This is a genomic window from Streptococcus bouchesdurhonensis, assembly GCF_948472335.1.
On the sequence record NZ_CAOKTW010000024.1, the window covers coordinates 1 to 12,130 of the forward strand.

The 12,130-nt window shown below is 40.3% G+C and carries 15 protein-coding genes and 2 pseudogenes; all 17 read left to right on the forward strand.

The genetic code is table 11. The features are described 5' to 3' along the window. Positions 1–510, forward strand: a pseudogene (locus QMQ21_RS18690) (translation initiation factor IF-2); the annotation flags it as partial. 251 nt (positions 511–761) lie between these two features. Continuing rightward, a complete protein-coding gene (gene rbfA / locus QMQ21_RS18695) occupies positions 762–1,112 on the forward strand; it encodes a 30S ribosome-binding factor RbfA (RefSeq protein WP_001273601.1) in 351 nt (116 codons plus the stop codon). A gap of 216 nt (positions 1,113–1,328) precedes the next feature. Continuing rightward, positions 1,329–1,511 (forward strand): hypothetical protein, encoded by a 183-nt coding sequence (locus QMQ21_RS18700; protein WP_261011972.1) that lies wholly within the window; start codon positions 1,329–1,331, stop codon positions 1,509–1,511. Beyond that, positions 1,508–1,630 carry a hypothetical protein gene (locus tag QMQ21_RS18705; protein ID WP_261814957.1) on the forward strand — a complete coding sequence of 41 codons (123 nt, stop codon included), beginning with the start codon at positions 1,508–1,510 and terminating at the stop codon, positions 1,628–1,630. Before QMQ21_RS18700 ends, QMQ21_RS18705 begins: the two co-directional genes overlap by 4 nt. A gap of 147 nt (positions 1,631–1,777) precedes the next feature. After that, the gene (locus tag QMQ21_RS18710) at positions 1,778–2,011 is read left to right on the forward strand and encodes a DUF1858 domain-containing protein (protein WP_049499782.1); all 234 of its coding nucleotides are present in this window, start codon (positions 1,778–1,780) and stop codon (positions 2,009–2,011) included. After that, the gene (locus tag QMQ21_RS18715; RefSeq protein WP_261814958.1) at positions 2,011–3,345 is read left to right on the forward strand and encodes a DUF438 domain-containing protein; all 1,335 of its coding nucleotides are present in this window, start codon (positions 2,011–2,013) and stop codon (positions 3,343–3,345) included. The genes QMQ21_RS18710 and QMQ21_RS18715 overlap by 1 nt, the downstream gene beginning before the upstream one ends. 9 nt (positions 3,346–3,354) lie before the next feature. Continuing rightward, entirely contained in the window at positions 3,355–3,609 is a 255-nt protein-coding gene (locus tag QMQ21_RS18720; protein ID WP_000119707.1) for a DUF1912 family protein, read from the forward strand. Between the two features lie 95 nt (positions 3,610–3,704). Then, the gene (locus tag QMQ21_RS18725; RefSeq protein ID WP_000038635.1) at positions 3,705–4,100 is read left to right on the forward strand and encodes a helix-hairpin-helix domain-containing protein; all 396 of its coding nucleotides are present in this window, start codon (positions 3,705–3,707) and stop codon (positions 4,098–4,100) included. Between the two features lie 282 nt (positions 4,101–4,382). Then, complete coding sequence (locus QMQ21_RS18730; RefSeq protein ID WP_261814959.1) at positions 4,383–4,961, forward strand: flavin reductase family protein; 579 nt, start codon at positions 4,383–4,385, stop codon at positions 4,959–4,961. Further along, positions 4,948–5,505 (forward strand): GNAT family N-acetyltransferase, encoded by a 558-nt coding sequence (locus tag QMQ21_RS18735; protein WP_261814960.1) that lies wholly within the window; start codon positions 4,948–4,950, stop codon positions 5,503–5,505. The genes QMQ21_RS18730 and QMQ21_RS18735 overlap by 14 nt, the downstream gene beginning before the upstream one ends. Before the next feature lie 131 nt (positions 5,506–5,636). After that, positions 5,637–6,470 (forward strand): hypothetical protein, encoded by an 834-nt coding sequence (locus QMQ21_RS18740; RefSeq protein ID WP_004257606.1) that lies wholly within the window; start codon positions 5,637–5,639, stop codon positions 6,468–6,470. Next, entirely contained in the window at positions 6,463–9,114 is a 2,652-nt protein-coding gene (locus tag QMQ21_RS18745; protein WP_004257610.1) for a valine--tRNA ligase, read from the forward strand. Before QMQ21_RS18740 ends, QMQ21_RS18745 begins: the two co-directional genes overlap by 8 nt. 16 nt (positions 9,115–9,130) lie before the next feature. Beyond that, positions 9,131–9,670, forward strand: a complete 540-nt coding sequence (locus QMQ21_RS18750; protein ID WP_261016953.1) for a hypothetical protein — start codon at positions 9,131–9,133, stop codon at positions 9,668–9,670. 433 nt (positions 9,671–10,103) lie between these two features. Next, positions 10,104–10,250, forward strand: coding sequence for a hypothetical protein (locus tag QMQ21_RS18755; RefSeq protein ID WP_156025221.1), 147 nt, complete (start codon positions 10,104–10,106; stop codon positions 10,248–10,250). Then, positions 10,251–10,628, forward strand: a complete 378-nt coding sequence (locus QMQ21_RS18760) for an SdpI family protein (RefSeq protein WP_261016946.1) — start codon at positions 10,251–10,253, stop codon at positions 10,626–10,628. It begins immediately after the preceding gene. A gap of 391 nt (positions 10,629–11,019) precedes the next feature. Beyond that, positions 11,020–11,607, forward strand: a complete 588-nt coding sequence (gene rpoE, locus QMQ21_RS18765; protein ID WP_031227756.1) for a DNA-directed RNA polymerase subunit delta — start codon at positions 11,020–11,022, stop codon at positions 11,605–11,607. Positions 11,608–11,843: 236 nt separating this feature from the next. Next, positions 11,844–12,130 (forward strand): annotated as a pseudogene (locus tag QMQ21_RS18770) (CTP synthase); the annotation flags it as partial.

Below are 12,130 nucleotides of genomic sequence, written 5' to 3' on the forward strand. Positions count from 1 at the left end.
ACCATCGTCCACTCAGCGGTCGGTGCTATCAATGAATCTGACGTGACCCTTGCCGAAGCTTCAAATGCCTTTATCGTTGGTTTCAACGTACGCCCTACACCACAAGCTCGTCAACAAGCAGAAGCTGACGATGTTGAAATTCGTCTCCACAGCATTATCTACAAGGTTATCGAAGAGATGGAAGAAGCTATGAAAGGGATGCTTGATCCAGAATTTGAAGAAAAAGTTATCGGTGAAGCAGTTATTCGTGAAACCTTCAAGGTGTCTAAAGTGGGAACTATCGGTGGATTCATGGTTATCAACGGTAAGGTTACCCGTGACTCTAAAGTCCGTGTTATCCGTGACGGTGTTGTTATCTATGATGGCGAACTTGCAAGCTTGAAACACTACAAAGACGACGTTAAGGAAGTTACAAACGGCCGTGAAGGTGGATTGATGATCGACGGCTACAATGATATCAAGATGGATGATGTGATTGAGGCCTATGTCATGGAAGAAATCAAGAGATAAGATTTTTTGCTCCTTTCTTAGGTGGTGAGGGACGCAAGCAAACCGATGGTTTCATTGCTTATTTTTGAGCCTAGGGTCTCAAAAATCCCCTGTGATGGGACTGATAAATCAGTTCCATCACTTTCACCACGGCGAAAGAAGCAGATGATTTCAAATTGAACTTCGTTTCAATTTGAAATGAAAATCAAGAAGTTTAAAAATAGCTAGGTCTGCTGGCCTAGCTTTTGGTTCAAAGCAGAGAAAGGAATATCATGGCAAATCATTTCCGTACGGATCGTGTGGGCATGGAAATCAAGCGTGAAGTCAATGAGATTTTGCAAAAGAAAGTCCGTGATCCCCGTGTCCAAGGTGTGACCATCACAGATGTTCAGATGCTAGGTGACTTGTCTGTTGCCAAGGTTTACTACACCATTTTGAGTAACCTTGCTTCAGATAATCAAAAAGCCCAAATCGGACTTGAAAAAGCAACTGGTACTATCAAACGTGAACTTGGTCGCAATTTAAAATTGTACAAAATCCCAGATTTGACCTTCGTCAAAGACGAGTCCATCGAGTATGGAAACAAGATTGACGAGATGCTACGCAATCTGGATAAGAACTAAAAAGGAGGGGAAACCCTCTTTTTTGGTGGAGAAATGGCTATAAAATATACTGGAGGAATCTTTCCAGAGTTAAACATTATTAAGAAGCTTTATAAAATTCAGCTTGTATGATATTATAGGAAATGAAAATAGTGAGATAAAACGATTTTTCAGAAATAGGCAACAAGGCTGGTATCGATATCATTTTGAAAGTGTAGTTAAACGAGGAAAGATAATATGGGGCCTATCAAAGCTTTTGCTAAAATCTATGGTAATTACTTTTTGACCGTACAAGGTGTAAAAGTAATGAAAACGATAAAGAAAGATGACAATGTTGTTGTCGGTCTAGGTAAACTTTTTATTGCAGACAAGTTAATGGATACGGCTCGGTGGCTCATTAAGCCAGAGGATAAAAAATGAAATTTTTCTGGGCACTTCTTGCCATTATTTTTATCAAACCGATTATTGGGATTTTGAAATTCTTTTTGGATGATCATCTCTTTTGCGGTCCAATTGCTGTTTTACAAGCTATTATTTAAAATATTGGATTGGCTCTTTAAACTTATTTAGGTCGTAATTCAAGTCGCAGATAACTAGCAGGAACTCCACTGCTAGTTTTTTAATCTCTTTCCTTGTGGTATAATAAAAGCAGTAAAATCATTTTAGAACATTCAATGGAGGTCGTCATGGACAATATCATCGATGTGTCAATTCCTGTTGCAGAAGTGGTGGACAAGCATCCAGAAGTCTTAGAGATTCTAGTGGAGTTGGGTTTTAAACCCCTTGCTAATCCCTTAATGCGTAATACAGTTGGTCGTAAAGTATCACTCAAACAGGGTTCTAAGCTTGAAGGAACTCCTATGGACAAGATTGTCCGCACGCTGGAAGCAAACGGCTACGATGTGATTGGATTAGACTAATGGCAGATGAACGGATTCATGTCCTGCGGGATATTTTGTTAGAATTGCACAATGGTGCCTCTCCTGAGTCGGTTCAGGAGCGTTTTGATGCGACTTTTGCAGGTGTCTCAGCCATAGAGATTTCCCTCATGGAGCACGAGCTGATGAACTCAGACTCAGGTGTCACCTTTGAAGATGTCATGGAACTCTGTGATGTCCATGCCAATCTTTTTAAAAATGCTATTAAAGGTGTCGAAGTAGAGGATACCGAGCATCCAGGTCACCCAGTTCGGGTCTTCAAAGAAGAAAATCTGGCCCTCCGTGCGGCCTTGATTCGCATTCGGAGATTGTTAGATACTTATGAATCTATGGAAGACGAGGAAATGCTGGCGGAGATGCGCAAGGGCTTGGTGCGTCAGATGAGACTTGTAGGTCAATTTGACATCCACTACCAGCGCAAGGAAGAGCTCTTTTTCCCCATCATGGAGCGCTATGGTCACGATTCACCTCCTAAAGTTATGTGGGGAGTGGATGACCAGATTAGGGAACTCTTTCAAACAGCTTTAGCGACAGCCAAGTCACTACCAGAAGTGCCGATTAGCACTGTAAAGGAAGATTTTGAAGCCTTTGCGACAGAGTTTGAAAGTATGATTTTCAAGGAAGAGTCCATCCTTCTTATGATTCTCCTTGAATCCTTTACTCAGGATGACTGGCTTCAGATTGCGGAGGAGAGCGATGCCTATGGTTATGCCATCATCCGTCCGTCTGAGAAATGGGTGCCAGAACGCCAGAGTTTTGTTGAGGAAAAGAGTGCAGAGGAGCCCGTACAACTAGATACGGCAGAAGGTCAAGTTCAGCAAGTTATCGATACGCCAGAAGGACAGTTTACTATTACCTTTACCCCTAAGGAAAAGGAAACAGTGCTGGACCGTCATAGTCAGCAGGCTTTTGGCAATGGCTATCTTTCAGTCGAGCAGGCCAATCTCATCCTCAATCACCTCCCCATGGAGATTACCTTTGTCAATAAAGACGATATTTTCCAGTATTATAATGACAATACGCCAGCTGATGAGATGATTTTCAAACGAACATCGTCCCAAGTTGGGCGCAATGTCGAACTCTGCCATCCACCTAAGTACTTGGACAAGGTCAAGACCATCATGAAGGGGCTTCGTGAGGGAAGCAAAGACAAGTATGAAATGTGGTTCAAGTCTGAGTCGCGAGGTAAGTTTGTCCACATCACCTACGCAGCAGTGCACGATGAAAACGGAGAATTCCAAGGTGTGCTGGAATACGTTCAGGATATCCAGCCCTATCGTGAGATTGATACGGACTATTTCCGTGGATTAGAATAAGGAGAAAAAATGAGTTACGAACAAGAATTTATGAAGGAATTTGAAGCTTGGGTCAATACCCAAATCATGATTAACGACATGGCGCACAAGGAAAGTCAAAAAGTTTACGAAGAAGACCAGGACGAGCGTGCCAAAGATGCCATGATTCGTTATGAGAGCCGCTTGGATGCTTATCAGTTCTTGCTTGGTAAGTTTGAAAACTTCAAGGCAGGCAAGGGATTCCATGATTTACCAGAGGGATTGTTTGGTGAGCGGAATTATTAAATGAGATAGATTCTTGATTTTTTACTAAAATCTTGATAGAATATTTGTATTAAATCCTTGTCAGAGCAGGGGTTTTTTATTGAAAGGATTTTATCATGTCAAAGAAACTCAATCGTAAAAAACAATTACGAAATAGCCTCCGTCGTGCAGGTGCTTTTTCAAGTACTGTGACTAAGGTTGTAGAAGAGACAAAAAAAGTCGTAAAACGTGCTGAGCAGTCAGCAAGCCAAGCTGGTAAGGCTGTTTCTAAAAAAGTTGAGCAAGCAGTAGAAGCTACCAAAGAGCAAGCTCAAAAAGTAGCCAATTCTGTAGAAGATTTTGCAGCAAACTTGGGTGGACTTCCACTTGACCGTGCTAAAACTTTCTATGATGAAGGCATCAAGTCTGCTTCAGATTTCAAAAACTGGACTGAAAAAGAACTCCTTGCCTTGAAAGGAATCGGCCCAGCTACCATCAAGAAATTGAAAGAAAACGGCATCAAGTTCAAGTAATCTTTCTTGTGCCTTGCATTTCCGAAAAAATCTTGCTACAATAGAGCCATTAGAGGTGTTTTGAATCCCGCATTTTACAGAAAGTGGCGGTGCTGAGAAGTCCACAAATGTGTCAAAACTAGTTGCTAATGGATGAAAAATTGAAATAAAAGTGTCTTTTTGTTTTAAAGACGAGAGTTGCGGGCAACTGCCCGAAATTGGGTGGTACCGCGGATAGCACATTCGTCCCTGTCATGTAGATGGCAGGGATTTTCTTTTGCGTCTTAGTAAAAGGAGGTTGTTATGAAGCAATCTTTTAAAACAAGTAAACTATACTATGGCTTTCCTATCTTCATTTTGGGGTATCAGGATCAGAATTTTGGACACAATATTACGACCTGTAGCTCCTCTTATAGCTTGGGAGATTGGCTAGTCATTGGTGTCGGAGCTGAGGAAAATGCGGCTGAGCAAATCAAGCATTACCAGAAGTTTACTGTGAATATTCCTGATGAAAATCTCATGCTCGAGATGGAGCAGGCTGGTTTTATCAGTCATCGAGAGAAATTGAAACACCTGGGGTTAGACTACGAGATTTCTGAACGGACTCAGGAACCGATTTTAGAGGCTTGTCCAGTCGTATTGGACTGTCAGGTAGATCGGATTATCGAGGAAGATGGAATCTGTCATATTTTTGCCAAGATTATCGAGCGACTTGCTGATCCAGATCTCTTGGATGAGAAAGGGCATTTTAAAAATGACCGTTTTTCACCGACTTACTTTATGGGGGACGGTCACCAGCGCGTTTACCGTTATCTGGATGACCGAGTCGATCCCATGGGAAGCTTCATCAAGAAAGCGAGGAAGAAGGATGACAAGAGCTGAATTACCAGAACGATTGGAAACCGAACGCCTCGTCTTGCGAGTTCGTACAGTGGCGGACGCCGAAGATATCCAAACTTACGCTAGTTTGCCAGAGGTCGCTTATCCAGCAGGTTTTCCGCCCGTCAAGACCTTGGAAGATGAAATTTATTACCTAGAACATATCCTTCCCGAGCGCAATCAAAAGGACAATCTCCCAGCTGGCTATGGAATTGTCGTCAAAGGAACCAATAAAGTCATTGGTTCTGTTGACTTCAACCATCGCCATGCGGATGATGTGCTAGAGCTTGGCTATACCTTGCATCCAGACTATTGGGGTCGAGGCTATGTACCAGAAGCAGCGCGAGCCTTGATTGACTTAGGCTTTAAAGAATTGGCGCTTCACAAGATAGAACTGGTCTGCTTTGGATACAATGTCCAAAGTCAACGCGTCGCAGAAAAACTTGGTTTCACTCTCGAAGCTCGTATAAGAGACCGTAAAGATGTTCAAGGTAACCGCTGTGACAGTCTCATATATGGTTTGCTGAAGAGTGAGTGGAGGATTTGAAACTGTTAGATGAACTGTTCGAGAAAATCGGACAGTTCAGTAAGAGGATTGCAGAGAATGTTATAGGGGAAGTATTATCTTTTATAAGTTCACGTTTTTAACAATATAAATAAATATATAAGGAGTTCAAAATGGAGGAGATATTTAAATTAATCGCTGCTTTTGGTATAGGAACATTTTTAAGTGGCTTTTTATCTTTTTTATCAAACAATAAAAATAATTTAGTTGATTTCGAAGTAGAAAATTACCAAAATAGGAGAAAAGAGATACTTAGAATCTCAAATGATTTGTCGTCTTATGACATTAAAAAAACTGAACAAGCGATTGAAAAATTAAGAATGGTTTTATCTCCAGAAGATTCGAGTTTATTGGATAATAATCAGAAGGATATAGACAATATAGGGAAAGAATATTATTTGAAAGATGCTCATATTTGGAAGTTGATAAATAATTTTAACTATTCCTTAGATTCTAATAAATTGTTACGTAAATATTTGAGATTATTACTGGAATATGAAGAGTCTATAGTTAAAAGAAAAGTGAATTGGAATATCACATTATTTTTCTCATTACTATGTAAAGCTATACCTATTATACTAGCAATATATCTTGCGGTAGCAATAGATACTAATCAAATAGCAGGGATTTTTTATCTAATTGGAATTATGTTCATCGCGATATCTGAAATAATGATATACATATTTAACTTGGTTGACAATCCTAGTAATAAAGTGATCAAAACACTATTTAATGTGTTCTATACACTCCCAATGATTTTTATTATTTTTAGGTTTATTTTTTGGAAAACAAATCTATTTTTATCATTCGGAATGCAAATGGTAGCCGCATTTATTATTCTAATTTTATGGTTCTATTCCTATATAACAACTTTCAGTAGAATAGATAGTAATGCGCAATCATATATTAATAAAATCAAAAAATTAAAGGAGAATACACATGTCTAAAGAACTTTCACCTAAATACAATCCAGCCGAGGTTGAGGCTGGTCGTTACCAAAAATGGCTTGATGCTGATGTTTTCAAGCCTTCAGGCGATCAAAAGGCTAAGCCTTACTCAATCGTCATTCCACCACCAAACGTAACTGGGAAACTTCACCTTGGTCACGCTTGGGATACGACTCTTCAGGATATTATTATCCGTCAAAAACGTATGCAAGGTTTTGATACCCTTTGGCTTCCAGGGATGGACCACGCTGGGATTGCCACTCAAGCTAAGGTTGAGGAGCGTTTGCGTGGTGAGGGCATCAGCCGCTATGACCTCGGTCGTGAAAAATTCCTCGACAAGGTCTGGGAATGGAAAGACGAATATGCCACTACTATCAAGGAACAATGGGGCAAGATGGGGCTCTCTGTAGACTACTCACGCGAGCGTTTCACTCTTGACGAAGGTTTGTCAAAAGCTGTTCGTAAGGTCTTTGTAGACCTTTACAAGAAAGGCTGGATCTACCGTGGTGAGTTTATCATCAACTGGGACCCGGCTGCTCGTACAGCCCTTTCTGATATCGAGGTAATCCACAAGGATGTTGAAGGTGCCTTCTACCACATGAACTATATGTTGGAAGACGGTTCACGCGCCCTTGAAGTTGCCACAACTCGTCCAGAGACCATGTTTGGAGACGTTGCCGTTGCGGTCAATCCAGAAGACCCACGTTACAATGACTTGATTGGTAAAAATGTTGTCCTTCCAATCGCTAATAAATTGATTCCAATCGTTGGAGACGAACACGCTGATCCTGAGTTTGGTACTGGTGTCGTGAAAATCACACCTGCCCACGATCCAAACGACTTCTTGGTTGGTCAACGTCATAACTTGCCACAAGTCAATGTTATGAACGACGACGGTACTATGAATGACTTAGCCTTCGAATTTGCAGGTATGGATCGTTTTGAAGCTCGTAAGGCAGTTGTTGCCAAGTTGGAAGAAATCGGTGCCCTCGTTAAAATCGAAAAACGTGTCCACAGTGTTGGTCACTCAGAGCGTACTGGTGTTGTGGTTGAACCACGCTTGTCTACGCAATGGTTCGTCAAGATGGACCAACTGGCGAAAAATGCTATTGCCAACCAAGACACAGAGGACAAGGTAGAATTTTACCCACCTCGTTTCAACGATACCTTCCTCCAATGGATGGAAAATGTCCACGACTGGGTAATCTCTCGTCAGCTCTGGTGGGGTCACCAAATCCCTGCTTGGTACAATGCTGAAGGTGAAATGTACGTCGGCGAAGAAGCTCCAGAAGGCGACGGATGGACTCAGGACGAAGACGTCTTGGATACTTGGTTCAGTTCTGCCCTTTGGCCATTCTCAACCATGGGCTGGCCTGATGTCGACTCAGAAGACTTCAAACGTTACTTCCCGACTTCAACCTTGGTAACAGGTTACGATATCATCTTCTTCTGGGTGTCTCGTATGATCTTCCAATCTTTGGAATTCACTGGTCGTCAGCCATTCCAAAACGTGCTTATTCACGGTCTCATCCGTGACGAGCAAGGACGCAAGATGTCTAAATCTCTCGGTAACGGGATTGACCCGATGGATGTTATCGAGAAATACGGTGCCGATGCCCTTCGTTGGTTCCTTTCAAACGGTTCTGCGCCAGGACAAGACGTCCGCTTCTCTTACGAGAAAATGGATGCTTCATGGAACTTCATTAACAAGATTTGGAACATCTCTCGCTACATCCTCATGAACAATGAAGGCTTGACCCTTGAGCAAGCAACTGCCAATGTAGAAAAAGTTGTCAACAAGGAAGCTGGAAATGTCACAGACCGCTGGATTCTCCACAACCTCAATGAAACTATCGGCAAAGCGACTGCCAACTTTGATAAGTTTGAGTTTGGTGTGGCTGGACACATCCTCTACAACTTCATCTGGGATGAATTTGCGGACTGGTACGTTGAATTGACCAAGGAAGTCCTTTATAGCGACAACGAAGAAGAGAAAGTTATCACACGTTCTGTTCTCCTTTATACTTTGGACAAAATCCTTCGTCTCCTTCACCCAATCATGCCATTCGTAACCGAAGAAATCTTTGGACAAATCTCAGAAGGTTCTATCGTTACAGCAGAATACCCAACTGTTAATCCAGCCTTTGAAGACCTTGCGGCTCATACAGGTGTCGAAAGCCTCAAAGACTTGATCCGTGCCGTTCGTAATGCGCGTGCGGAAGTAAATGTAGCACCAAGCAAGCCTATCACCATCCTTGTTAAGACTAGCGATAGCGACTTGGAAGCCTTCTTTAACAGCAATGTCAACTATATCAAACGCTTCACAAATCCAGAACACTTGGAAATTGCATCAAATATCCCTGCACCTGAACTCGCTATGTCAAGCGTCATCACAGGGGCAGAAATCTACTTGCCACTCGCTGATCTCCTCAATGTCGAAGAAGAACTCGCTCGTCTCGACAAAGAACTCGCTAAATGGCAAAAAGAACTGGACATGGTCGGCAAGAAGCTCTCTAACGAACGCTTCGTAGCCAACGCCAAACCAGAAGTTGTCCAAAAAGAACGTGACAAACAAGCCGACTACCAAGCGAAATACGACGCGACAGTAGCACGTATTGATGAGATGAAGAAACTCGTTAAATAAACACAGAAACACGGTGATGAGCCGTGTTTTTTGGTATAATTTGAAGAGAGAAAACTTATCTCGGAGGGTATATGTTTATTTTAATCGGGATTTTCTTATTTCTATTCTCTATGAATTGAAGAATGAATTAAATTCCAAAGATGAGAAAGAATTGCAAGATCAAAATGAAGATTTTTTACGTTTTAAATTAAATAAGCTATTCAAGCTATACGAGAAAGGAGAGAGAGAGTTTTCTCTTCCAGAATTTAAAAAGTTATCTTATGAATCTGATGTGAGAAAATATAATGATTCCTATAACAGTATGTTGTATTCAGAAATCTGTTTTAATTATTTGGATAGAGGAATAATTGGAACTTTCGTCCAAAACAAAATTACAGAAGCTGAGAGTGAAGAAGAAATAAAACAAAAAAGAAGAGCTGAAAAAATTCAAAACTTAATATTAAGTATGAATGAAGAATATCGATTAACTTGTCCAAAGAATGCTTGCAAAATTAGACGATCCGAGAGAACAATAAAAAGGACGGTTTATCCGTCTTTTTTATTGCTTTGTTTTTAACTAGGTTAATAGCCTAGTTAGATTATTAAATCGTAAAAAATAGGGCTTCAATTTTTAGCTGCATTTTATAATTGTTTTATTATGTTTTGAAGAATTAAAAATCGGGGTGGTATATTTACCTTACCGACCACTTTAATTTTGTTTTCTACAGTAATTGATAAGGAAATGAGAGTTTAGAATCGATTTTAACAAAATATCTGTACAGAAAATGTATAGAAAGTGCTATAATTGTTATACATAACGTTATGTACAACGTATATAATCGACAAAAAAGAGGTGAGAATATGAGCGCGCAAATTAGTATGCGTGTATCAAAAGAACAGAAAGAAAGACTTGTAGAAATATCTAAAAAACAGAACAAAAGTCTGACTCAGTATGTTTTAGATAGATGTATTATAGATGATGTAGCACGTTCTAGCGCACGTGTAAAAAAATGCTACAAAGTCAAATTGAGCAATTGCGCGATGATTTTGAGCGTGAACGTACTCAACTAGTGGATCAAATCGATCAAAAAGACAAGCAGATTGCTGACATGATCGGAATCTATCATTTAGAGGTAAAAGTAATGGAGGGAATTTAAATGGGATTTAGGATATTCATGCTAATCGTAGTTTTACTTATTCCGTTAACTATGCTTTTATTTGGCTGGCTATTTTTCAGGAGAACACCGAAAGAAATCAATTATGTATTCGGATACCGAACAAAAAGGTCCATGAGGAATGAAGAAACATGGAAGTTTGCGAATCAATATTTTGGGAAAGTATGGTATCTTTGCGGACTACTTTCAGCACCTCTCTCCGTGATTGCCATGGCCATTGTTTTTGAAAAGGGAACGGAGACAATGAGTACTGTTGGCTTTATTATCACGACGATTCAGACAACCCCTTTAGTTGGCGCGATGATTTCAACAGAGATTGCATTGAAGAAAAACTTTGATGAAAACGGGAGAAGGAAATAAACGAGGTATATCCATCACTAGAAGAAAAGTAGCAATCTGTGATTTTTTCATTTCGTTTTGTCCATAGATTATCTAAAGAAATAGTTCAATATTTGATTTGGTTATATCTTCTTGAATGAAAATTATAAGTAAAAGATTTATTCATCCTTATACTGGAAAAAATCAATATTTTAGAAATCGTCTTACCACATAAAAAACTCAGTCAATTTGTTCTTAAAACTCCACCTAGCGACACCATCGGCTGGGTAGTAAAGAAATAAAAAGTCCTGTCACTTTCTCCCATTTAACCTTTGACTATTCTGCAAAATTATCGTAAAATAAAGAGTAAATGATAAAATGAGGTCAGAGTCTGTTCGCTCTGGCGATAGTAGTATAAATGAGGAGAAACGCTTTGGAATTAGAAGTATTTGCTGGGCAAGAAAAAAGTGAACTATCTATGATTGAGGTAGCGCGTGCTATCTTGGAACTTCGTGGTCGCGATCATGAGATGCATTTTAGCGATCTTGTAAACGAAATTCAAAACTACCTTGGAACATCAAACAGCGATATCCGTGAAGCCTTGCCTTTGTTTTACACAGAGTTGAACTTTGACGGTAGCTTCATCTCTCTTGGGGACAACAAATGGGGTCTTCGTTCATGGTATGGTGTGGACGAAATCGATGAAGAAATCATCGCTCTTGAAGAAAATGACGACGATGAAGTAGCACCAAAAGCTAAGAAAAAACGTGTCAATGCCTTCATGGATGGCGATTCAGATGCTATTGACTACAATGCAGATGATCCAGAAGATGAAGATGCATACGAAGCAGATCCTGCTCTTTCATACGATGATGAAAATCCAGATGATGAGAAAAATGAAGTGGAAGCTTACGACGCAGAAATCAACGAAATCGCCCCTGATGACTTGGGTGAGGACGTGGATCTCAACGAAGAAGACGATGAGTTTTCAGATGATGATTCTGAAAACATCGAGGAATAAAAGTTAGCTATTGACAATTATCCTATTTTTAGGTATCATATTGTTCGGGCACCTCTTTTAGAGGTCGGGGCTCCCTAGTTCTTAGGGAGCTATTTTTGTTTTTTCAAGAAGTTATCTTCTTGTATTTTGGTTGTGAATCTGGTGCAGTTGTCCCAGATTATTCTTATTAGTAGGGTCTTGTTTTCTATGTCCCCTCGTAGTTGACAAGACCTTGAGCATTTTAGAAAGAGGAATCTATGTCTACGAAATATATTTTTGTAACTGGTGGTGTGGTATCGTCTATTGGGAAAGGGATTGTGGCAGCGAGTCTAGGCCGTCTCTTGAAAAATCGTGGTCTCAAGGTAACCATTCAAAAGTTTGACCCTTATATCAATATCGATCCGGGAACTATGAGCCCTTACCAGCACGGGGAAGTTTTTGTGACAGATGACGGAGCTGAGACAGATTTGGACTTGGGTCACTATGAACGTTTCATCGATATCAATCTCAACAAATATTCCAACGTGACAACTGGTAAAATTTA